This is a genomic window from Ktedonobacter sp. SOSP1-85 (assembly GCF_016587415.1).
Taxonomy (GTDB): Bacteria; Chloroflexota; Ktedonobacteria; order Ktedonobacterales; family Ktedonobacteraceae; genus Ktedonobacter.
In genome coordinates, this window is record NZ_BNJI01000001.1 from 5,824,919 (window position 1) to 5,846,993 (window position 22,075).

Sequence of the window (22,075 nt, forward strand, 5' to 3'; positions counted from 1 at the left end):
AGAGGCGGGCCACGGCACTGGAGAAGGAGGAAGCCATTATTCCTCATGAGCAGCGGGTCCCAGCTTTTGCTGTGAAGGTTGGCTCAGGCTGGAGGGAAGGTGGAGCGAAGGCAGGGGATATGGGGTGACTTCGAGAGGACGTGTTGCATAAAAAGTGGTCAGTTTCGCGACGCGTCTGGTGAGTGCGCGATTGACTGCGGGGGGAAGGTGTTCTCGCTGCTGCCAGTCGGTGAGTGCTGCCAACCGATGGAGTCGTGGTAGCAGAAGACGGGGAAGGATGTGCAATGGCGTGGGTGGGAGCGGAAAGCTCCAGATAACGTAGCCTGTGCAGGTACTCACCTGGCAGCGACGTGTTCTCACCCCTCCTTCTATCTTCACGAGAAACTGATCGGTGTAGCGCCAGGTGCGAAATCCGTGAGGAGTGAGTGTCTTTGGAGGTGTTGATGGCGCTGGTGGAATATGGGCGAAGTCGAGCCATTGGCGTCGCCACTCTTTCTGCCACCACTGGGCGAGCTGCTGTTCCATCTCGTCATTGAAAGGGGTCAGGACGATGTCGCGATAGGGCAGAAAGAAGCGAGAGGGCTGAGGGAGGAGACCAAGGGGCTGGAAGAGACGTTTGACCGTGTCAAAGCCCTCGATATGGGCGAGCACCTGCTCAGGAAAGACGTGTCGGTAGCCGTGTTCCTGGTCCGTTACGTGGGATGGGTCACTGGTAAACTCTATGAACCAGGCCTGGGCAGTATGCCTGTAGACGCCGGTAAAGGCCTCGATTTCTTGGAGTAAAAAGCGATAGCGTGCATCTTCTCGACGCATAGCACATTCTCCTTGTTGTATGTCAAAAAAGACATGAAAAAACTGGCTCACCCACCTGCATTGGCAGGCGGATGAGCCAGTGAACACGAAGAAAACGCGATGGAATCTCTATGAACAGGAGCCTTGTTGTTCCTGGGAGGTGTCTGCTTAGCGCAGGTAGTAGGTCAGGACCACGTCTCGACGGTTATGTCCAAGCGCTCGCGAGACCGCCAGTACTGCCTCCTCGTCCAGGATGCCACGTGGAAGCCGACCAGAGGCAGGGGGAAGGGGCAGCCCTGAGAGTTGCTGATAGAGCGCCTGCGCATACTGCCGACGGTAGGCGTGGATATCGAGGTGACTGGGGATATGAGCAAAGACCTGCTCCTCTTCATTTTTTCCTTGCACCAGGCTGAGCACTGTTGCTTCTTGTCCTGATATGACCGGGACTTGGCGCACTTTTCCCCCCTTCCCCTGCACGTGAATTACGACGTGTCCATCCAGTTGTTCCTGGACCCGTCCAACCCGGAGCATTCTCACTTCGCGCCGCCGTAATCCGGTCACGCCAATAAAGGCAAGGAAGGGTTGCCAATGCTCAGGTTGAAAATGGGGTGAGGGCTGTTCCTCGTGCACAAGAGACTGACGAGAACGACGAATGGCTTCCCGGTGACGTGGTGGAAGTGGAACCTGTTCAGCCAGGAGTGGGGACCCGAAGAAGAGCCGTAAGGCGCTGCGCTCGGTGGCCAGGGTCCAGGGGCTGTAGCCTTCCTGCACGTTGATCGACGTCGGCCAGGCGTTTGGTCCCGTAGGTTGCTCGGCACCAGCGCAAAAAGCGCATCACCATGTCCTGGTAGGTGGCCCGCGTCTGATAGGAGTGCATCTTCCCATCAGAAAACGACCAGAAGCGCTCGCCGCGCGCGTGGGCCTGTGCTTTGGCATCAGCACGGCTTTGTCCAAGGGCCATCAAGCTGTCGAAGCGTTGAAGGGCTTCATAGAGGAGCCCTGGTCGTTTTCCCATGGTGTACACACATCCTGCTTCAGTCGAAAGGCATAGTTTCCCCTAGGAGAGGAAGGGGTCCGTTCAGTACTTCCGAAGCGGTATGCAGGTACCCGGAGGCACCATGCCAGGCGGGATGAAGACAGGGAGATGCTCCGTTTTCTCTCGAACATCCTCTTTGTCTGTTTATTCTTCCATCGGAAGAGACCCAGACAACAAGATGCTGCTGTCTTCTCTCGGGTGTGCAGCCAGGGAGCAGGGCTACGACCTGGCGCACGTGCAGTGCCAGGAGACCTGGGCGAATGGAGGAACTCAACATCCACCCAGGGATCCCTTCTTATGCACTGCGGTTCTCACGAAGGAGAACACATGTTCTCCTATAATACGGGTGAGAACAGGCTATGGTTACATGTTTCTCCTCTCTTTCTCAAAAAACGGCTTTTCAATTGAAAAGAGAACAAGCGCCTCACTCTGGCTTGGTGACGGGAGGCTTCGAGAGGAGTGGTTGCCGCTGCAATAATTCCTCGCGCACGATCGTGACCTCGGGAGGAGCGGTGATACCGAGTTTGGCTCGTCCTTCATCCACCTCAAGGACTTCAATGAGAATATTCCCCGCGAGGATGACTCGCTCCCCTTTCTTGCGTCGTATGACTAGCATGATGGTTCCCTTCTTTTTTCTCTGTTCTCACTCACTGATGATGATTGCATCGACTGGTGCGCATTCGACGTTTCCTGTTCTGGAAGCACAGGGGACGTTTCGTAGGCGCTGGCAACGGCTTTTTTGATGACCTGCTGCTTGCGCCGCTCGGGGCGAAGCAGCGGGACCCACTTGGGTTCGAGGTGCTTGACGGTGACCTCTCCCTCTCGGCGGGTGCCATCCTTGCGCGTTGGATAGCTACGGGTAAAGGTGTCGATGATCCGCTGTTCATAAATCAGGTCTTCAGGTTGGGCCTGGGCCAGCCAATTCTGACGTTTCGGGAGGTTTGTGTTTTCTGTCACGTCGTTTGTGCGAACCATGGGAGGCTTTTCCGAGAGGTCATAGGTGATTTTGATGTACGTCCTGCTGTGTGTCACCCATTTGTCTTTCGGTTTCCCTTTGCCTCGCTTGCGAGGCACCAGTTCTTTGGTCTGGTAGGATGCGATATGAGCCGGAAATTCTGGAACCTGTGGGGTGCGCGCATAGCGTTTGTGTAGCATCCCAGCTGCGATGGCAAGCCATCGTGTCCACGCGAACACCTGGCTCATATATTGGTCTTCCGGTAGCACCCAACACGCGTACTGCGTATCGTACGACAGGCGCAAGAGCACCGCCGCGTTCTCGCCGATGACATCAATGTTCCAGCGAGCGGCTTCTTGGCCAAGGATTTGATGCGCCTGAAACCACGCGACCAGATCCTCGCGTGGATCAATGAGCCTGTTCAGCTCCAGCTCGGGGTAGCGAGGATAGATAAACACAGCCCGCACGCGACCAAGAGGATCGGGTTGCGGTTCATCAAACTCGATCCAGAGGCGTTGATCCGTCTGGAAGAGGTCTGTGACCAGGGTATTGTAGTGGGCCAGTTGACCATCAGCCGTTGTCCAGCCCTGACGTATGCAGAACTCCTCGATGGCTTGGACCAGATCCTGATACATTTGCCTGGCCGAAGCTGTCCAGAGCCAGAGCTGGGCATGCTCCAGCATCTGGCAAAAGATGCTGGCTTGAAAGGGGTCAGCCTGTGGTAAGGGGATGCCCGACGTAATCCGCTCTCCAGCGAACATCATTTTGAAGACCTCAACGAAGGGTTTCCCCTCTGCGAGGATGGTCTCAATCGTAGCGATCCAGGCCTGGTGACGCTGGTCTCGCTCTTCCTGAGAAAGGGGGTGGCATCATCAAAGACCACGGGGCGATACTGATGAGAGACATGTGATCTTCCATACTGTGTGTCCTTCGCAATCTCATGTTCCTTGCCCAAGCGTGCACGAACGAGGGCATCAAGGAATGTCTCCTCAAGCGTGAGGAAGGGGCATAGGGCGTGAGAGCGGCTTCAAGACGCTCCTGCTCACGTTCAGAAGGGACCGTCGAACCCAGGCAAAAGATGACGGTATAGTAGTTGCCACCAGCCATATACGTGTTGACGGTGAGCGTCATGTTGATGGTGGAGACGAGTTTCTCAAGTGTGGCGAAGAGCGTTTTTTGCTCGCGACGACCAGGTACCTGGACCGCACGATACCAACTGGGAAGAAGAAATTCCGTCATAACGACACGGACTCCTTTCCAAAACACACACTCTCTCCATTGACTCTTTTGTGGCGCATGGCTCGTAGAGCTCCATGGCGACAGGGAAGAGCAATGGGAGAGAGTGAAACAATTACACAAACACGAGGGATTGAGGCGCGTGTGGAAGGTGGTGAACGGGCAGTGGGAATGGGCGAAGAGCCCTGGCGATCTGGCGCAGCCATTAGCGAGGCTCATCCCATTGTGCGGCCTCAAAGACCCGAGGCAAGAGACGTTGCCAGAGGGCATAGAGAGGAAAGATGGAGGCAGGCTCTTCCTGTGGGAGGAGCACTGCCAGGAGCAAGACCAGGGGATAGCGCGTCAAAAGAGCCTTGCTCAGTGTCGTGGGTGGATGCCAGAGAAAGCCTTGCCAGCACATCCCTGGCGCAGGCTCGATCAAGCGCTCTAGATGTGCCAGGTGAGAAGCACCTAGTGCTTCACATTCATCTGTCCTTGGAGGAGGAAGGGTGCGCTCCACCCAGCGCAATTGCCATGAGACGGCATCCAACTCGCCTGGCATATCTGTCTGCCAGGTGAGCATGGCATCTCCCATCTGTGCCAGCGACCATGCCACTTCATCTGGCGCGCGTTCTGCCATTGCAAACACAGAGGCCATGGGGGTGGTGTCTCGTGCAGAGCGTCTGTCGGCCAGGGTGACCGGACCCAGGTCGGTGGCCGGAGGCTCAGAGGAGGCAGTGGCAGCATCGGGGAGCGCATGCCAGAGAACCTGGGTACCTACACGACCTGGATAGGCATCAATGATACAGACCGCTCCCAGACAGCCCGGGCAGATCCGCATGGGTAGCTCATGAAAGGTGCCATCCCTGCGCATCGGGGCGTGTAACTGATGCCCGATCCGAGCTGCCTGCTCCGGGGCAAGTTGGAGGAAGAAGAGCCGATGATCAGCCTGCCACCACGGAAAGGCACAGCGGGGACACCACCAGAGAACCTGCCTCCCGCCATATACGGTCTCAGAGAAGAGTTGGGAGAACTCTCTGCCCAGCAACACCTGTTGTTGAACACGAAAATCGTCATAGTGGGGCGGAATCGCATTGAAAACATCATCGAGGGATGATACACTAAACATGAATCGCAGAATCCTTTCTTTTCCGCGTGAGAAGAGAGGACTGAAGGAACACCCAACGTATTGGTAGTACGTTGGGTGTTTTTTTTGTTTATTCTCATCGTTCTCTTTCTCACGCGATCATACCGACGTAAGGTCGATGCATAATCTTATCCACTATCTGTGGTTGTGAACACGCTACATGAATGAATGGGGAGCCCTCTGTGTGGGCGTATGAGATGGGTGTGGTGACGCAGTTTGAACCGTTCCAGTGACCAGCAGCAGGCTTCGCCATTCAAGCGGGGTGAGCTGTTTTTGCCTGGCAGCAGGATGCCCAGGGGGAACCTGGAGACATGCTAAAGGACCCTGTTGGGTCCACCAGACCCGGTGAATGGGGAAAGAGCTGATCCGGGGAAGCAGGAGTGAGCCATGCACCTGGAGAACGTGATTGAGGTGCCTGGTAGCCACGGCATAATCGAGCGAATACCCCGTGTGTGGGACATGACCCGGAAATGACCATGAAGTGCCTGGGTGATGTGACATGAGAAGACCGTCCTTTCCTTGCTTCCCAGACCAGACAGCGAGAGAGACACGCGCTGGCGATGGGGAGCAAAAAGGGTATCCTGCTCACCCCTGACGATCTGAGCAGGATACCGGGTGAGATGAAGAACGAGAACCAGGAGGAGCATGGCGTGGGGGAATGGGAAGAGCTGAGAATCACCCCTCCTGGGAATGATGAGGTTTAGTGCAGGGTGCAGGCTCTGAGGCATTGATGAGGACCTGCACGATGGATGGATACGTACACAGTGCCCAGACTAGACGCCTGTGCACGCTTCCTTGGACGAGCAAGGCGAGCCACAACAGCAGGGCTCCATTGATGAGCAGACTCGTGACCCACCACATCGGAGAAAAGAGCCCAACGATGAGAATGGTCAGTGTCAGGAACAGACATCCAACGACGACCAGGATATTGAGCCTGAGGATGACTCCCAAAACGAGCAGGTCTATTCCTAAGAGGGCACAGCTCACCACTGCGGCCCAGGGAGAAGAGAGGAGCCATCCCCTTGCTCCTATGCTTATGCCAAAGAGGAAGCCCTCGACGATCCAGGTGATGTGTTGTCGTTCGCGATGCTGGAGTACTGCCTCAAGTGCTGGATGTTCCCTTCGCGCATGCTCAAGGGTTCCAGAGAGAAGCGTGCGGCTCAGGCGAACAAGGAGATAGAAGACAAGCAGGAGTATCCCCAGTCCGGTGAGCAGCAGCCCAACCAGCAGGTATTCGGCTGGAAGTAGAAATTGCTCTGTTGAGATGCGAAGGGCTGCTTCGCTCAAGAGCAGAAACCAGAACAGCAGGATCAGTGAGCCGCTCCACTGATGGAGCGGTGAGGAAGGGACATGGACCGGTGTCGTATCAGAAGACATAGCGTGACCTCCTTTGTTCTTCAAGGGGAAGAACAGCAAAAAACGCAGCCCATCCTTCTCGCGAGGGAGAAGGCGTTGGGACTGCGTTTTTCGAAGACAATAAAGAGAACTACAAGAAGTACGAAAGGACCAGCGATTGGAGTGATGGGAGCTGCTCAGGATCAGCAACATGCACCGACAATTGTGCGTGTAGCATCTGCCAGCGCTCTTGTTGGGCGGCAAGCACGGTGGCCTTGTACTCCCCCTCCATTCGTTGGACATAGAGGCGAAACTGTTCGACTTTCGTGCTAAGAAACAGCTTGCATTGCTGTGAGTAGAGATCCAACTGTCGGGTATGCACCATGGACTGATAGGTCATGGTAGTCTGTGTGAGACTCACAGGTCGACCAATCCCGGTGATGACATACAGGCCCCAACGGGTTTGCGCTTGAGAGCGACCAGCCTGATAAGCCTGGGGAACCTGAGCAATCTCATAGTCGAGACGATCTCGCTCGTAGTCCCAGCGCTGCTCAAATTGCAGGAAGAGTTCGTGCGCGCAGATGGATGCCAGGTGGTGTTGGTCAATCCGTTCTTCCTGATGACGCAGAAGTTCATCAAGCAGAGGAAGACACAACGCCAGGCACTCAGGAGTGAGCACAAACTGTTGCGCACACTTCTGGAGGTAGGTGCGATAGGTGGCCATTCCCCGTTGAACCTGCAAGAGCCGTTGTTCCCAGTGATGTTGCTCCTTCTTCACCCACTGGTGAAAAAGACGCTGCTCGGCTTCGACAGTCCAGCGAGGTGTGGTACTCCTGGACCTGGAGACGCTTTGGGCAAGCGCGAGATTGGCCTGAGCGGTCTCGCAGGCGGCAACCGCACTCAACCACGAGGTAAAGCGGTGTTGTGAAGCGCTCACCACATGCTGAAGGTTCTCCAGAATGCCCACAATGACCGACTCTTCGCGTGCCAGGAGGCAGAGTTGGTTCTGGGTGTCGATGAGGTCGCGAAGGGCCTGGGTAGCGCGGCAGTGTTTCCCACAGGGGCAGAGTGATCCTTGACTCATGGTAGTGACTCCTTTCAAGAGACGAAAAAAGCACAGAAAGGTGCCACACCTCTTCACCCGCCAGGGGAAAGAGGACAAGAGTCACTGATACTCTTTTATGGGGAAACCCTCCTTTCTATGCAAAAATAGTCGCCGGGAAACCAGTGGACGAGAGACGCGGCTCACGCAGGCAGAGATGCTCGATGCCTGGATGAGGATTGCCCGAGAACGCGAAGCAACGGAGAGACTCGACGTTGCTTCACGCCCGTGGCACCACCGAGCCGAATGGCTCTCTCTCATTGACGAGAGAAGAGAGAACCGCTCAGTCCCGGTGCAGGCAGCACCACTTCCTTCCCCTCAATTGCGAGGTGAAAGGCTCTCCTGGACATTGCCAGGATCCATTCATCCCCTTTGGATGAACAGCACTTCCACTCTTGTTGTACCCAAAACAGCACTTTGGGTCAATGGGGCATTTCCGGGAAGAAGACAGTGAAAATCGACGTTGAAGAGCATGTTGCTTGTCTCCTCGTGAAGAACGCGCCCTCTCATTGTGCGTGATTGGCTTTGGGAGCGGATTGAACATAGAAAAATGTGACAGATGCAAAGGGGGAAATACGCTGTTTCGCTCTGCATGTTTTCAACTTCGCCCAAAATTGCGAAGTACTTCGCCCACTATTGGGTGGTTTTCTTCTTCCCTTTTGGGAGGGTTTTTCAGTACACTAGAAGCAGGTCGTGTGGTTCTCACGTGATGCCTCCCTACCCCCCCGCTATTCTCCACGACCAACAAGCACGTGAGGACCGCATGACCTTATCATGATGAAAGGTAGACAGAACAACATGCTCAATAAAGCGAGTATCCTGCAACCAGCAGATGCTCCTGAATATGGTCCTTCCTCCCCTCCAGCAGGTGTGGAAGTGCATGAGGAGCAGGTGATTGCACAGCATGCTTTGCACATGGTTCCCCTGGCGTTGCTTGAGCAGGTACAGCAGGTGTTTGGGTTCCCACAGGACCGTCGCTGTCTCAATGGGCACGCATTTCTTGCTCACTGGCTTCGTGTGGCGCGCGTCGAACAGATTCCTCTTGTCCCCCATGAAGGTTCCCAACCAGTTGCTGCGCTCACGATCCAGAGCCTTCGCGCGTTCTGTACCTCGCCTTCGCTTGGCTGGCCCTGGTGCTATGATACCACCGCAAAATACGTCTCGGTATTACAAGCCGCAGGTCTCCTGTTCAAAGTGAAACAGCCCAAAGGAATGGGAACCACCTATTATTTTCCACTGACTTCGACGCCCTGTCTGCCCGTCTGTGTCGAACAGGTGCAGCAGCTCACGAGTCGACGCAAAAGCGTCAAACGTTCGCGTGCGCTGCAACGGGTTTCAGCGTATCTGGAGCAGACCGCTTGTATCGAGAGCGATCACGATGGAAAGGAAACAGGAGACATGGAAACTCGTCCAGAGTATCTGAGCCTGGTCCCGCCTCCACAACATGAGCAAGGAACACATGATCATGCTTCTCAGACGACGCAACGGCATGGTCAGTTATCTGGCAAAGAAGACCAGGTGGGACGTACGGTTGAGCGCCTGACAGCGATGATGCGATCCTATGGAATGCGTGTGACCCCTCCCGTGAAAGTATCGATAGCCACGATTGTCTGGGAGGAACTGACCCACCTAACGCAGGCGGTTTCACCACAACCGCCTGAGGAGCGAGAGCCAGTTTCCTCATTATCCGAAACGCAGCCGAAACCACCAGGTGAGGTGATGCATGATGATCGAACGATGATGGGACGCCAAAGTCGACGTTTTCGAAGAAGGTCGAGGATCGTGGAAGAAGATCGTCGACCTCTCGCCAAACCATCGACTTCTGTGGAGGATCGTCGACCTTTGGTGCAAGAAACCGTCGACCGGTGCGGCACGCAAACGCAGATCCAGGAGGCCCATACGCGTACACACGCGCGTGCGCGCGTTGAATTCAATTCTCTCAATAATCATCAATTCCCAAAAAAAGAAATACATGAAAAAAGTGAAGATGAATTGAGAGAACAGGATCTTACAAAAAAACAGGTCGATGGTTTGGTGCATACCGCAGAGGAATCAGGTCAATCAATTGCTGCATGCGTTCGCGGAAAAATTATTGATAATCCTTCTTCCTCGCTTTCTTCGCCAGCACAAGAAGAGGTCTCTCTTGTGACCACGAATGAAGAGGATGAGGCTGATGGTCCTTTTCTCTCCCTTCGGGATCAGGTGGCTGCAATGAAGCGCGTGTATGAACCGGCGACACATGAGATGCTTGAAGCACTGGCTCTGGATTACTCACAACGCTTTAACCAGAGCAATGAAAACGTTGGTGTCTATCTCAAGCGTATGCGTGAGCATCCGCAGTGGCTGCATGTGGCGGCGGTGGATGCTTTGGTGCGCACCTGGTTCCCTGATCCCGGACGTCGTGCGGCCAGACTCGGGGGAGGATGGGTGATCAAGAAATACCGTGAGTATGTGGAAGAGCTGGAAGAGCCTCTCGCCGAAATGGTGGCCTGGGCAGAGTGGATTCTCAACGGTGGATTGACCTATAACCACCTGGAATGGGTGCTTGAAGTTGCAGCGCGCAGTGGGAGCATCACGCCAGGCGAGGGGAAACGCCCACTTCCTCATGAGATAATCATAGAAGCTGAACGATTGCAGGAGTTCTGGGTAGCAGGTGGCGCACAAAGCCTGGAGGGCTCCGGTTATCTCTTTGTGGATCTTGATGGAGACTTCTATACCCCTCAGGACTACGAGAGGCATCGCCAGGCGGCGGTGAACGAGGTGCTTTCCACCCCCTATGACCCTAGTGATTCCCAAGTGATGTATGAGATCCAGACCTATCTCGCCTGGGCCGAGACTCAGAGGCTTCCTGCGGAAGAAGAGCAGGCCCTCCTGACCGATTTGCCGCGCCCCTTACAGCAATGGGTGAGCGCTCTAAACAGGCGGATTGATACAGGTCGCTACCGTATTGGCGTGCGTTTGGCTCCTCGAAGCCGTCGACGTGTCATTGAAATTCGAGAGAAGTCGACGTTCGGACAGGTCTGGCATCTGGCCAACCAACAACAAATTCTTCAGTGGTTACAGCAGTATGGTTCTTTTCCGGTTGAACAAGAGTTGATGCATAAGAGTTGCTGACAAGAGAAAAGAACAGTACTAAAGGCGAGATTTCTTATAGGCATTATGGCTTAATGATATGTAAAGGCTCAATACTATGGAGAGAAGAAATATTTTGAATGGAGGAAATATGCGCCCTGCAATGAAACCTGGACCAGGTGATGAACCGAAAACACTCGATTTCGTTACGTTACTGACGCTTTCTGAGGTAGCGAAAATGCTCAAGATAAGCAAATCCAAGGCGTTTGAGATGGCGAATAAGGGAACCTTCTTCAAGGTCTTACGCGTGGGTGAGCGCAATTTGCGCGTCCACCCGGCTGACTTGGCTGCATATATCGAACAATTGCGTGAGGATGCCTAGATCAGAGGAACACGCAAACCCCGATAATAGTAGTAAAGGAGATTGAAGATAGATACTCCGCTTGCAGCAAACATTATTAACCTGGTTGTAGGTGTTAGCACTTTTGCCGCTGTCGTTGTCGTTGTCGCTATAAATGCAATCTGCATGAACAGAAAACAATCTCGAGAGGATTGTTTTTATGCCCAACAACTTGCAAAAGAAGATCGGTTACACATTCAGCAATTGGCTCGGGAAGAACGTCAGCATCAAAATCGACCTATCATTGTGCCAGTAGGTGAGCTTTCTCATCATACATCGGATGGGTTAGTAGATTGGAACGCACAACGAGATACAATCCCTCCTTCGCTTGACAGAACAGCACAGTTGCAAGCAAGAAGAAATCGCACGGCTCCAGTCACAATTCCACGAACAAGTGCGCCCAATATTCAAGAGCTAACCTTGCAGAACATGGGTAACAACGTTGCCTTTAATGCACATAGCTTTTTGTATGGGCCGATGGATGGTCCTGGTAACCAGTACACCTCATGGAATAATGGCCCAATCCAGGATAAAACCCCAGTATCTGTTCTCTATACTCATGGCGCGACCTTTCTTTTTCCAGATACAAAAGTCAGTACCCTACGGCTAAAGCCGAGGGCTTGGAGTTGTGTCTGAACTCCACCGCAATTCAGCATACCTTTTCAGGCGTACTGCTTTGGCTTCATTGTCCGACACATCAGGGCGTACTGACAAGAGGCCCGTTCCTATCCAGTCTTGCCGGATAAGAAGCGTTCGCATCGCAATATTCCTCGCACCAACCAGATCGGCATGGAGCGTGTACTGACAATTCTGACAGACGAAGAGCAGGCCCTTGTGAGGACGATTCTCTTTGCAGGTATGGCCGCATTTGGGGCAGGCCTGCGAGGTATAGTTGGCATCCACCTTGATCGCCATACTTCGATGCAAGAGCGCTTTATAAGCGATCATACTGTGCAACTCTGCAAAGGACCATTTGGAAAAGGCGCGATTGGCTTTGCGCTGTTTTGCACTTTTGCCTTTCCGTCGTTTGGTATGCTCGCGAATATCTGTCAGATGCTCCAGTCCAATCAAGCTTTGAGAATAGTGGGTAACAATCCGTTTACTCACAACATGATTGGCGTTTGCTTTCAACCGTCTCTCTCGTCCACTGATGGCAACGAGCCTTCTCGTTGCAGAACGAGTGCCTTTTTTTTGCAGACGCTTTCTCAGTCGTGCAGAGTGGTGTGATTTGGCAACTGTAGAAATGTCAGCATGGAAGGTGCAATTCCCTTGCATCGTCGCCGTGACGGCAAGGTATCGCATCCCCACATCCACGCCAACGACCTGCTTGTGTGTTTCGGGGGTAGGATCAGCCATCTCCACGTCCAGGGAGATAAGGAGGTAAAATTGCTTCTTGGCTTTGTCATACCAGAGTTTCGATGCACCAATCTCCGTACCACGCTGGATCAATGCCACATGCTTATTGTAGCCAGTATAGGGCACAACGATACGTCCATCGAGCGTGAGAAGACTCACGTGCTGCTCTTTCTTGAACGTGTAGTCTTTCTTATACTGGTAGGTCAACGTGGGAGAGAGAAACGTAGGAGCCTGATCAAGCCCTTTATACCGTTTCTTGGTGAGACCTGCCTTACGATGAGCAGCATTGTTCTTCACCTTTGTCCAGAGGGCTTTATACGAGGCTCCAACTTGGCGAGGAACAGAGCAGGCCATTTGCGAAGGCAGATGAAAACGGAGGCGGATCTCTTCGTAGGTGGCATCTTGCAAGCGAATAGCATTACTCACTTTGCCATTCGCAAAGGCGTACTGGCTCACATAGTTGAGTGAATCACGATACGCCAGTTGCGTTGTACGTAATGCCTTGAATTGCTCGGGCGTTGTATTCAATTTGAGTTTTGCTGTTAATACCGTTTTCATGCTTTAAATTATACCATAGTTTTCATCTGACTGTCAATAATACATAAGTAGGTGAAAGCATGTCTACGGCGTATTCCACCCAAGCCACCGACAAAGGAATGCCGCATTCCTCCCCATGCCTGAAAGGGCAGGGGCATCCTGCGGCGTTTTCGGTGAATGGGAAACACCTACTATTTGATGGGTCTGATCCAGAGTACCCAATTGTGTGCCTTACAACAACTTATCATGACATTTTTGGCATAAAGCATGTGAGCGTATTTGACTATATTAATCATGGCTCCAAGCAGCACAAATGGCTACATATTGCAACAACTAGTGATATCAAATACGATTTAGAAGAGCTAGACGATCGGATACAACCTCCACAGATCCAGAAAAAGCCCATTAAATAGGGAGATTAAGTGCTGATCGGGCGAGGTCTATCTTGTCTTAAATAGTGTTTGCCCTCATTTGTTAAAAAGAGGTGCTAGTTAAAGATCTTCAACTAGGACCTAGTAAGTTAATTAGAGCCTTTCACATGTAGGCGGTTCTTAATATCGTCTGCACCTAGATACACAGTCCCTGAATGGTCGCGGGGATGATGAAGTAAACTAATTACAACCTCTGGTGCATGAGAACTAATAGGGCTGTATTGCTTGATTTTTGCGGGGATCCACTGCTCATTATCAAAAAGATACTCAAGCTCGGTGAGATCGACAGCAACTCTTGCAAGTTGGTTCTGGTCCAATAGGAACCTCCTTAAATATTTTATTCTTATTCTTTGAGATACTTCCCAATGTGGAAAGGGAAACACCCAGGCTTGCCATGTCTTTAGTGGGGCCTGGGTGCTTCACTCACGATTATACTATAAGCGGGCAAACGTTATTGTTGTGAACGCACAAACGTAACAGTCCACTTATCTTTTGTCCTGGATGCACCCAACAAAAGCGAGAATCCGCCTGTCAATGCGGCCGCAGTCATCGTTCTTCCAACATTGATATGGCCTTTCATTCCGTCAACTTGAGGCACCCAGCCGTGACGTCCGGCGACCTCCACACCTTTCTTGAGCTCTCTCTCACTTTTGTAAGTTTCAACATGCACTTTCAAATTTGGATCTTCATACCACTTCCCAAAGAGCGGTTTAACTGGTTTCCGCACGGGAGCTGGTACAGACATAGGGATAGGTGCAGACATTGGTGCTGGAGCGGGCATTGGTGCTGGTACCTCAAATTGCACAGGGATCTGCGTCGTTTGCGCGAGAAATTGCATAATTTGATGCACAGAAACGTGTCCAAACGTGGTGTGAAATGTGCGACCATCATGCAGCTGGGCAACAAGTGTTGATTGGATGCCCTTTGGTTGAATACGAATCTGTGCTATTTCATGATAATAGGCACCCCAGACATGATTCTTCACATTTCCTGCTAAACGCATTCCCTGATCTTCCAGGTATAATTTACCTTCATTGGTTTGAATTTCCATATTATGCATCCTTCACATGTTTTTTAGATAGTATAACATTTAATGTTGGTAAAGAGGCCTCATATCGCCCCCATGTCGCGAGCAGCTTCCACGTATCCCGCCAGACTTGCTATACATCCCATCCTGGCACTCTTCTACGTATCCATTGCCGCTCCAGAACGAAGATATACATGAGAAGTATGTGCAAAAACCAGGGGCAGGATCTCTGATCACGTCGCCTGGTGTGAAATTATACCCCCAGGGGTTCCCATTCACCCCCGTGGCCGGGACCGGTGTGGGTTTGGGAGCTGGTGGATGTGTAGGCACAGGCGTAGGCGTGGGTGGTACAGGCGTAGGTGTGGGTTTGGGCGTTGGCGACGGTGTTGGCGTTGGTGTCGGGCTCGTTGGGTTCGTCTTTGTGAATTGCACCTTCACCGCGGGCGAGCTGGCCTGGCTTGATTGCGTTGGTGTTTCTGCTGATTGAGCAGCTCGCGCAATGTCGTTCATCACGCCGCTACATGTTCCACACATCAGGAACGCCACAATCCAACAGAGCACCTGGAGCACAACAGGAAGTCGGCGAAAACGCCTCCAGGCATTTCGTAGCCGAGATTCACGGGGTTGATATGTCGGTAGCTGATTGCGCCCTGGCGGATAGTAACGCGGAGGAGTCCAGTGTGGTTGCGTAGGTTCTTCATTGTCATTCATCCCTAACACATTCCTTTCAATCAATATAAAACGGTAGACGCCCTAGCAGGAAAGATTTAGAGCATGAACTGCATCCCAAAAAGCGTTTTCGTTTCAGCAGCAAAGTTAGCTTGTCCCTCATGATAAGCTGAATCAGTCCTGGCAAAGGGATCGGCGCGCCTCTTTCTTCGCCCCTTCCCTATTTTCCTTTTCCCATCTACGCAAAAAGCCTGCCCCTGGCTGCTTCAGGAGCGGGCTTTTTGTTTTCTCTTCTTAGATTTCGCCCCTAGTAAAGGGATCCCTGGTTATTCTTACAAATAAAAGCGCCCACAAAGAAGCCCTCCCCGGTCCAGGCCTGGGAGGGCTTCTTGCTGTCTATTAAACCTTACGCCACAATCTCTTGTGCTCCTGCAAAGACAGCGATCACCTCTGCATCCTGAAGCGCCTGGTCTTTCTCGGTATCTGGATATTGATGTGTGCAATGGCGCTGTTGAGCCTGTATGTACACCAGGAGGTAGATATACCCCACATCTTTGGCGTGGTAGGCTCCCATGCTCCCATTCGGACCATTCCACTCTTTCAAAAGGACGAGTCCCTCATCCCCGAACAGCGATCTGGCAAATTGCAGTGTTTTGCTCATTTCATACCTCCCTTCTTTTTTCAGTATATCTAGCAAAAAAGATAAGCTCTCCCGGGCCTGGATCTGGGAGGGCTTCTTGCAACAAAATTAGCGCATTCGCTGGATAACTGTTCGCATAGATCCAGTCTCGCAATATTTGTAGCATGTTACCAAGCCTACACTCATTGCCATATCGCACCAATGCAAAACGCTCCTATATTCCCCATTGGGAAGTTCCAGATAAAACAATATTTTTGCAGGTTCGCCAACACGTGTGGGGTGAACAGAATGCACTATGCCAGATTGAATGTTTTCAGGTTTCGTTAGCTTTTTTAGCTGTTCTGCTACACGATTATAATCGTTCAATTTAACTGCTACAAAAACAATTCCATCAATATCTTTCTTCTGTACTTCCATCGTTTTTAAGCTCCTTTGATTTGTCCAGGTCGCCTGACTTGAGCTTCTCGTGTAGTTCTGCAAAATCCTTATCCTCCATCATATCTCTCTATCCTTTCAGCTCCAAGCAGCATGCCCCGGCGCGGGGCACCACCAGGGATGAAAGAGGATATACTGGAGAGAGATCGCGGCCAGAGTGAGAACGGACTCCAAATTATGAACGTAAGCGTGAGCCCCAAGCTGTCTCCAGGTACCTGTTTGCACCGCCAGTTGTCGCTCTTTTCTAGAAGCACGTAGAGGAATCTAACCTTTCAGGCCGGGTACCTCTTGGTCGCTGATCATTTACCGTTGATCAGAGTGTCTCACAAGGAGGATGAATGATGGAAGTCCTCTATCGAAGCTGTTGCGGGGTTGATATCCACAAACAATTTCTGGTGGCATGTTTGCTCGTCCTCGATGAGAAAGGGCAGCAGCACAAAGAACTGCGCCGCTTTTCGACAATGACTGCTGACTTACTCACCTGCGTTGATTGGCTCAAAGCAACACGGTGTCAAGCCATCGCGATGGAGTCAACAGGGGTGTATTGGAAATCCCCTTTCAATCTCATGGAAGGACACTTTGAGCAGGTCATGATTGTCAATGCTGAACATCTCAAGCGGGTTCCAGGTCGTAAAACTGATAAAAAGGATGCTCTCGTGGATCGCTGAACTCTTGCAGTTTGGGCTCCTCAAACCCAGTTTTATTCCCTCACCCCAACAACGAGAGCTTCGTGATCTGACTCGTGTGTGTACCACGCTCATCGCCGAGCGAACCCGACTCGTGAATCGGCTCCACAAAACGCTGGAAGATACCAATCTGAAGCTCTCGTCTGTGTTGACTGATATCATGGGGAAAACAGGACAGGTGATTCTCTCCTCTCTCCTTCGTGGAGAAGAAGATCCAGACGTGTTGGCTGACCTGGCGCTGGGACGTGCGATGAGCAAACGTGATGCTCTGGTGCAAGCGCTACGAGGACGTGTGAATGACCATCACCGTCTCCTCTTGCAGGAACTGCTCACCCTAATCAAGCAACATGATCAGGGAATTTGCCGCCTGGACAGGGAGATTGAAGAGCGATTGCGCCCTCAGGAGGCGTTGATTCAGCGGCTCGATGCTATTCCTGGATGTAGCCGTCGAATCATCGAAGTCCTCCTGGCAGAGATAGGCTCAGATATGTCGCCTTTCCCGGATGCCGCTCACCTTGCCTCCTGGGTGGGCATTTGTCCTGGCAATAACGAGAGTGGGGGCAAACGCAAAAGTGGACGCATTCGCAAAGGCAATCGCTGGGTCAAAGCGATGCTGGTTCAGGCCGCCAATGCTGCCGCTCGAACCAAGAACAGTTACCTCTCTGCGCAATATCATCAGATTGCTGCTCGCCGTGGCAACAAACGTGCTGTCGTAGCGGTGGCACATAGCATTCTGGTCATCTACTATCACATGCTCACGGCTGGTGAGCCCTATCAGGAAAAAGGAGCAGGCTACTTTTCGGAATTGGATCGCAAGCATGTGGAGCGACGGGCAACCAGGCAGCTTGAACGGTTGGGATACCAGGTGACTCTGACCCCCGCTCAGATTGCTTGAGCTTGCCCACTCACAGATCAGGTTCTCTCGGGTCCAGTGACCCACAGGAGGGGTGTTTTTGTCTCTTTCTCCAGCTCTTTCAGAGGAATGGAGCCGAACTTCGTCTGTTGCCTTCAGGGTGTACAGATCAGTTCAAACAATATCGAGCCAAGGGCAGGGTCTGCAATGCTTGTCCACTCAAATCACAGTGTACGACCAGCAACACCGGACGTAAACTCAGCCGTCATGTGGCTGAAGAAGCGTTTGAGCGCGTGCGAGCTTTCCATCAAACGGATGCCTACAAAAAGGCCATGAACAAACGCAAAGTTTGGGTAGAGCCGCTCTTTGCGGAAGCAAAAGCCTGGCATGGGATGAGACGCTACCGTCTACGTCTCCTCTGGCGCGTCACTATCGAGGCTCTCATGTGTGCGGCTGGGCAAAATCTCAAACGCTTGCTCAAAAAGCGAGGATGGGGACGTCGCCCTTTCCCGGCAGAGGCTCTATATGCCTTCTTTGTTGCTCTATGTGATCTTCGCTTGTATTTATTTACAGGCTTCTCACAGCTTGGTTGAGTATGGATCAAAATGGCTCTTTGGATCCATACTCTCTTCCATCTTCCGAATTAGCTCTACATGAACGGGTCTTTTTCAACACTCTGACGAGTTCTATGGTACATCGTATCTTTAGCTAAAGAGGAGAGCTACCTAATGCTCCGTTCGTGAAGTGGTGATAGAATCAGAAGAGAGGAAGGTGGAAAAGAGAAAGGAGCGCGAGAGATGCCGAAGATCCTGCGAGCGCGAGCAGCGCAAGATGAACGCGAAGAGAGGCGAGTGCGCAAACTGGCCGCCAGCCGGCATGGACCAGCGGATTGGATCCTGCATGCACAGATGGTCGTGCGCAGCTGGGATGGAGAACGCGTGGAAGCCATTGCGCAGGCCCTGCACTGTGACGCGCAGACCGTGCGCCGTCGGTTGCACCGCTTTGAGACAGAGGGGATTGAGGGGCTGGGTGATCGACCCAAAGCCGGTCGTCCTCGTCGCTTGACGACAGAAGATGACAGCCGGATCATTGCCCTGGCCAAGCAGCCTCCTCCCGGGCGGTTGGTCAGGTACACTGACGGAAGCCTGGAGGCCAGAGAGGAGCAAAAAGCCGCGCAGTGGAGCCTGGATGCACTGGCCCAGGCAGCCAAGGAAGCCGGGATTGCCGTGAAACGCAGCCAGATCCGTACGATCTTGCTGCGCGAAGGGGTGCGGTGGCGTCGGACCCACAGTTGGGGGACCAGCGATGACAAAGACGCGCGTCCCAAAAGGGTAGCGGTCGTCAGCCACTACACCGACCCACCCGCAGGCTCGACGACCATCTGTACCGACGAATGAGGGCCGGTCTTGCCCCGCAGCTTTCCCCCAGCACCTGGCTGGTCGCCGAATGGGCACCGGATCAAAGCGCCTCTGGAGTACAGCCGAGGACTGGAGAAAACCTGGATCTATGGGGCGTTGCGTGCGCGCGATGGCAAAGAACTCACCCGCTGTGCGCCCGCGCGCAACTCGACGAATTATATCGAGTTGCTCAAACTGATCGAAGCCGACAATCCAACGGGCGACATTTTCATTATCACAGATAATCTCAGCAGCCACAACAGCCTGGAAACCCGCACCTGGCTGGCAGAACATCCCCGCATCTACCACGTCTTCATTCCCAAAGGAGCGTGCTGGCTCAATCTGCAAGAGGGCTGGTGGAGGCTCTTTCGCCGCGATGCCTTCGCCGGTCAGAGTTTTGCCAACCCGAGCGAGATCGACCTGGCCAGGCGCGTGGCGACCGCGCAACTCAACGCTCGTGCCAAGCCCTGGGTGTGGGGACGGCCTCCCAAGACTCGTCGCCACCATCGACGGCTCTTTTCTTACCGCATTTAACGAACGGAGCACTAAGCTGACATGCGCTGTAAAGTAATCAGCTCCGCCTTTCTCCTCAATGTTCTTGATTTCACTAAAAATAATTATATTTTTTATGTACTTGACAAGCAATAGATGATCGTATTATACTGTAAGGGAGAATTAAGAGTAGGTGTAATGCTCTTCCTTCCAACAGAAGCAGCTTCGGTATTTCCCTTCTTCTGTACTCCCCAGTAATGCCACTCACATCCCCTCGGTCGATTTGACGAGGAGCAAGAGATGCGATAACGATGGTCTGATCTGTCAGTAACCACACGCACCCCTTACTTACCCTTCCCTCCAACAGAAAGAAGGACGACCATGGAAACCCGTTTCTATCAAACTCAGGAGATTACTCTTCCAGTGCTTGCTGAAGGGCTGGTGCTTGAGTACTAGGCACAGGGCTACAAGGCCCAACACTTTGGTGATGTCAACCAGACCACCGTTCAACTGAAGAAGGAAAGCACCTTGAGAGCCATTACCGGCTTTGAGAAGGTCCTCGCGATTTCCTTCTAGCGTGTCAACGGTGGGACGCTCGTGAAAGTAGGAGCGCAGGACTGAGCCGATCAGATTGTTGTAGGAGCGGTTGGGCTGTTCATCCATCCTCTGCTGATTACAGCAGCAGTCGGAGCCATGCAGCAACGCAATGCCTTACACGATGTGCTCACTTCGATTGACCAGCACATCCGGTACCAACAGCCGCAAGCCCAGGTCGGGGAACCTCCTACACCCCTGGTGCACAGAGAGATGACAGGGAGTTCCGTCTAAATCGGGAAACCCGACATGCTCAAACGAACGGAGGAGCGCGATTGAGAGGACCCGATAGGTGAGGGTGGTAAGGCAAAGCAGGCGTCAGTGCCACTTGCCCCAGCCGACCCCGCTACACGCGCTCGCAATTGATGCACCTCACGCGCGTTGAGCGTGGGAAGTCGATGACGGTTCGACGCCTGCTCCTGGCAGAACACTTCGTAGCGAACTGCCGAGAACAGGAGCGAACCGTGAGTCCTACAAGAGACACTGGAACGAGTGCGTTGTTCCTCGATGTCCTCCCCTCTCCTATGTGATCACTGAGTGAGGAAGACACCTCATGGGGCGCGCCTTCTCGCAACAGACTCACGTATTATTGGAAATAGTGCTGGACAGGAAAAGTGTCCTGTCAGCGTAAGAACAAGGAGCATTGTGATGACACAGACCACTGGAAAGACCACACGAGCAGGCCCGCTTCAAGCAGACCGTGAAGCGGTGCAGATGAGTCCACGTAGAAAGACCGCGCTTGTCGCGGGCGTGCTCTACCTGCTCACCTTTGTCTCGATCCCGACCCTCTTTATCTACGGTTCGGTAAAGGGTGCAAACTACATCATCGGCGCGGGCCCGGACACTGCCGCCATCATCGGCGGTATCCTGGAGATCATCGTGGCTCTCGCTGGCATCGGCACCGCCGTCGTGCTGTTCCCGGTGCTCAAGAAGCAGAACGAAGCGGCCGCGCTGGGCCTGGTTGCCTCCCGAATTCTGGAATCCGGCACCATCTTCGTCGGCGTGGCGTTCCTTTTGTCGATTGTGACCTTGCGGCAGGCCGGAGCAGGAGCAGGTGCATTGGTCACCAGCCATGCGCTTGCCACCCTGTATGACCGCATCTTCCTCCTCGGACAAAGCTTCATGCCGGCCATATGCGACCTGTTGTTGGGATTCCTGCTGTACCAGTCGCGCCTGGTGCCTCGAGCCCTTTCCCTGATCGGAATCGTCGGAGCGCCCATCCTCCTCGCAGGCTACATCGCTGTGCTGTTCGGTCTTATCGGGCAACATGCCCCCTTAGCAGGGTTGTCCTCAATTCCGGTCGCGCTCTTTGAGTTTTCGCTAGGCGTCTGGCTGGTCGTCAAAGGCTTTCAGCCCTCACCGATCCTCTCCAGCGATACGCAAGATGCCAGCGCGGCTGTCGCCACCAATCCTTCCGCTTCTCGTCGGCCATAGCTCGCCTTCGCAGTCTGTGTTGCCAGCTTGACTAGCTGGCAAGCCGGGGCGAGTCAGTGGGTGCTCTTAGTCCGGGGCCGCCATAAGCGACTCGGCTGAGGATAGTGGCTTGGGTCAGGTACCGCTGCGGGAAGCCTCGGAAGGGTGGGACCTCATGGCGACTGAGGACCCGCCGAACCGTGGAGACGTACCACGCAGAGCCGCCGGGTTTACAACCCGACCTCATGTGTTCCAAGTTCTCGTTCTGGGATCATGGGTATCAAGGACCGGAAGGAAGAAAATCGGTCAGATGGACACGGCGAAACCAAACCAGAAAGATCGGGTTTTGAGAAAGGATCTGCTTGAAGAGGGCCTAGTCATCTCTGTGATCGGTTGTGATCACTGAGTGAGGAAGATACCGCATGGGGCGCGCCTTCCCGCAGCAGACGCACGTTGTATTGGAAATGCTGCTGGACAGGAAACGTGACCTG

General features: G+C 53.2%; 27 protein-coding genes and 1 pseudogene. 11 read left to right on the forward strand and 17 right to left on the reverse strand.

The annotated features are described in order from the left end of the window. Nucleotides 1-36: 36 nt before the first annotated feature. The 8 genes from KTE_RS24310 to KTE_RS24335 all read right to left on the reverse strand — a co-directional run bounded on the left by KTE_RS24310 (nt 37) and on the right by KTE_RS24335 (nt 5,646). Nucleotides 37-813, reverse strand: coding sequence for a hypothetical protein (locus tag KTE_RS24310; RefSeq protein WP_201385559.1), 777 nt, complete (start codon nt 811-813; stop codon nt 37-39). A 147-nt stretch (nt 814-960) separates the two neighbouring features. Further along, the gene (locus KTE_RS24315; RefSeq protein ID WP_236600550.1) at nt 961-1,563 is read right to left on the reverse strand and encodes a hypothetical protein; all 603 of its coding nucleotides are present in this window, start codon (nt 1,561-1,563) and stop codon (nt 961-963) included. After that, nucleotides 1,481-1,807, reverse strand: a complete 327-nt coding sequence (locus KTE_RS47705; RefSeq protein ID WP_236600551.1) for a hypothetical protein — start codon at nt 1,805-1,807, stop codon at nt 1,481-1,483. The genes KTE_RS24315 and KTE_RS47705 overlap by 83 nt, the downstream gene beginning before the upstream one ends. 445 nt (nt 1,808-2,252) lie before the next feature. Beyond that, on the reverse strand, nt 2,253-2,444 hold the full coding sequence (locus KTE_RS24320) for a carbon storage regulator (RefSeq protein ID WP_201385560.1): 192 nt from the start codon (nt 2,442-2,444) through the stop codon (nt 2,253-2,255). Continuing rightward, the gene (locus KTE_RS24325) at nt 2,438-3,547 is read right to left on the reverse strand and encodes a hypothetical protein (RefSeq protein ID WP_236600552.1); all 1,110 of its coding nucleotides are present in this window, start codon (nt 3,545-3,547) and stop codon (nt 2,438-2,440) included. Before KTE_RS24325 ends, KTE_RS24320 begins: the two co-directional genes overlap by 7 nt. Nucleotides 3,548-3,590: 43 nt before the next feature. Continuing rightward, nucleotides 3,591-4,022 carry a hypothetical protein gene (locus KTE_RS47710; RefSeq protein WP_236600553.1) on the reverse strand — a complete coding sequence of 144 codons (432 nt, stop codon included), beginning with the start codon at nt 4,020-4,022 and terminating at the stop codon, nt 3,591-3,593. A 202-nt stretch (nt 4,023-4,224) separates the two neighbouring features. Next, nucleotides 4,225-5,127 carry a hypothetical protein gene (locus tag KTE_RS24330; RefSeq protein WP_201385561.1) on the reverse strand — a complete coding sequence of 301 codons (903 nt, stop codon included), beginning with the start codon at nt 5,125-5,127 and terminating at the stop codon, nt 4,225-4,227. A gap of 174 nt (nt 5,128-5,301) precedes the next feature. Then, entirely contained in the window at nt 5,302-5,646 is a 345-nt protein-coding gene (locus KTE_RS24335) for a hypothetical protein (RefSeq protein ID WP_201385562.1), read from the reverse strand. A gap of 59 nt (nt 5,647-5,705) precedes the next feature. Between KTE_RS24335 and KTE_RS24340 the strand changes: the two genes are divergently transcribed. Further along, nucleotides 5,706-5,849 (forward strand): hypothetical protein, encoded by a 144-nt coding sequence (locus KTE_RS24340; protein ID WP_201385563.1) that lies wholly within the window; start codon nt 5,706-5,708, stop codon nt 5,847-5,849. Here the strand turns inward: KTE_RS24340 and KTE_RS24345 are convergent. Together KTE_RS24345 and KTE_RS24350 are read right to left on the reverse strand one after the other, a co-directional pair. Continuing rightward, a complete protein-coding gene (locus KTE_RS24345) occupies nt 5,821-6,522 on the reverse strand; it encodes a hypothetical protein (protein WP_201385564.1) in 702 nt (233 codons plus the stop codon). The genes KTE_RS24340 and KTE_RS24345 overlap by 29 nt on opposite strands. A gap of 109 nt (nt 6,523-6,631) precedes the next feature. Beyond that, nucleotides 6,632-7,564, reverse strand: a complete 933-nt coding sequence (locus KTE_RS24350) for a hypothetical protein (protein WP_201385565.1) — start codon at nt 7,562-7,564, stop codon at nt 6,632-6,634. A gap of 792 nt (nt 7,565-8,356) precedes the next feature. Here KTE_RS24350 and KTE_RS24355 point away from each other — a divergent pair. The 3 genes from KTE_RS24355 to KTE_RS24365 all read left to right on the forward strand — a co-directional run bounded on the left by KTE_RS24355 (nt 8,357) and on the right by KTE_RS24365 (nt 11,690). Beyond that, the gene (locus KTE_RS24355) at nt 8,357-10,696 is read left to right on the forward strand and encodes a hypothetical protein (RefSeq protein WP_236600554.1); all 2,340 of its coding nucleotides are present in this window, start codon (nt 8,357-8,359) and stop codon (nt 10,694-10,696) included. 76 nt (nt 10,697-10,772) lie between these two features. Beyond that, nucleotides 10,773-11,036 (forward strand): AlpA family transcriptional regulator, encoded by a 264-nt coding sequence (locus tag KTE_RS24360; RefSeq protein ID WP_201385567.1) that lies wholly within the window; start codon nt 10,773-10,775, stop codon nt 11,034-11,036. A gap of 42 nt (nt 11,037-11,078) precedes the next feature. After that, nucleotides 11,079-11,690, forward strand: coding sequence for a hypothetical protein (locus KTE_RS24365; RefSeq protein WP_201385569.1), 612 nt, complete (start codon nt 11,079-11,081; stop codon nt 11,688-11,690). Here KTE_RS24365 and KTE_RS24370 read toward each other — a convergent pair. Further along, nucleotides 11,661-12,968, reverse strand: coding sequence for an RNA-guided endonuclease TnpB family protein (locus KTE_RS24370; protein WP_201385571.1), 1,308 nt, complete (start codon nt 12,966-12,968; stop codon nt 11,661-11,663). The two genes, KTE_RS24365 and KTE_RS24370, sit on opposite strands and share 30 nt — an antisense overlap. 59 nt (nt 12,969-13,027) lie before the next feature. On the opposite strand from KTE_RS24370, the gene KTE_RS24375 reads away from it, so the two are divergent. Further along, a complete protein-coding gene (locus KTE_RS24375; protein WP_201385572.1) occupies nt 13,028-13,360 on the forward strand; it encodes a hypothetical protein in 333 nt (110 codons plus the stop codon). A 107-nt stretch (nt 13,361-13,467) separates the two neighbouring features. On the opposite strand, the gene KTE_RS24380 is transcribed toward KTE_RS24375, so the two are convergent. The 5 genes from KTE_RS24380 to KTE_RS24400 form a co-directional block, all read right to left on the reverse strand. After that, nucleotides 13,468-13,695 carry a hypothetical protein gene (locus KTE_RS24380; RefSeq protein WP_201385573.1) on the reverse strand — a complete coding sequence of 76 codons (228 nt, stop codon included), beginning with the start codon at nt 13,693-13,695 and terminating at the stop codon, nt 13,468-13,470. A 134-nt stretch (nt 13,696-13,829) separates the two neighbouring features. After that, nucleotides 13,830-14,429: a hypothetical protein gene (locus KTE_RS24385; protein ID WP_201385574.1), complete on the reverse strand. Its 600-nt coding sequence runs from the start codon at nt 14,427-14,429 to the stop codon at nt 13,830-13,832. A gap of 39 nt (nt 14,430-14,468) precedes the next feature. Next, nucleotides 14,469-15,116, reverse strand: coding sequence for a hypothetical protein (locus tag KTE_RS24390; protein WP_201385575.1), 648 nt, complete (start codon nt 15,114-15,116; stop codon nt 14,469-14,471). Nucleotides 15,117-15,480: 364 nt separating this feature from the next. Further along, a complete protein-coding gene (locus KTE_RS24395) occupies nt 15,481-15,735 on the reverse strand; it encodes a hypothetical protein (RefSeq protein WP_201385576.1) in 255 nt (84 codons plus the stop codon). An 87-nt stretch (nt 15,736-15,822) separates the two neighbouring features. Continuing rightward, complete coding sequence (locus tag KTE_RS24400; protein ID WP_201385578.1) at nt 15,823-16,131, reverse strand: hypothetical protein; 309 nt, start codon at nt 16,129-16,131, stop codon at nt 15,823-15,825. 359 nt (nt 16,132-16,490) lie between these two features. On the opposite strand from KTE_RS24400, the pseudogene KTE_RS24410 reads away from it, so the two are divergent. From KTE_RS24410 to KTE_RS24425, 4 genes and pseudogenes are all read left to right on the forward strand, one after another. Continuing rightward, a pseudogene (locus tag KTE_RS24410) lies at nt 16,491-17,730 on the forward strand (IS110 family transposase). 107 nt (nt 17,731-17,837) lie between these two features. Next, nucleotides 17,838-18,281: a transposase gene (locus KTE_RS24415; protein ID WP_201385584.1), complete on the forward strand. Its 444-nt coding sequence runs from the start codon at nt 17,838-17,840 to the stop codon at nt 18,279-18,281. Between the two features lie 204 nt (nt 18,282-18,485). After that, nucleotides 18,486-19,085 (forward strand): helix-turn-helix domain-containing protein, encoded by a 600-nt coding sequence (locus tag KTE_RS24420; protein ID WP_236600555.1) that lies wholly within the window; start codon nt 18,486-18,488, stop codon nt 19,083-19,085. A 9-nt stretch (nt 19,086-19,094) separates the two neighbouring features. Further along, nucleotides 19,095-19,619, forward strand: coding sequence for a transposase (locus KTE_RS24425; RefSeq protein ID WP_201385596.1), 525 nt, complete (start codon nt 19,095-19,097; stop codon nt 19,617-19,619). A 306-nt stretch (nt 19,620-19,925) separates the two neighbouring features. Here the strand turns inward: KTE_RS24425 and KTE_RS24430 are convergent, their stop codons facing one another. Then, nucleotides 19,926-20,240, reverse strand: a complete 315-nt coding sequence (locus KTE_RS24430) for a hypothetical protein (RefSeq protein ID WP_201385598.1) — start codon at nt 20,238-20,240, stop codon at nt 19,926-19,928. A 30-nt stretch (nt 20,241-20,270) separates the two neighbouring features. On the opposite strand from KTE_RS24430, the gene KTE_RS48945 reads away from it, so the two are divergent. Beyond that, the gene (locus KTE_RS48945) at nt 20,271-20,405 is read left to right on the forward strand and encodes a hypothetical protein (RefSeq protein ID WP_255552940.1); all 135 of its coding nucleotides are present in this window, start codon (nt 20,271-20,273) and stop codon (nt 20,403-20,405) included. Between the two features lie 303 nt (nt 20,406-20,708). Then, nucleotides 20,709-21,605: a DUF4386 domain-containing protein gene (locus KTE_RS24435; protein ID WP_236600556.1), complete on the forward strand. Its 897-nt coding sequence runs from the start codon at nt 20,709-20,711 to the stop codon at nt 21,603-21,605. The last annotated feature ends 470 nt before the right edge of the window (nt 21,606-22,075 follow it).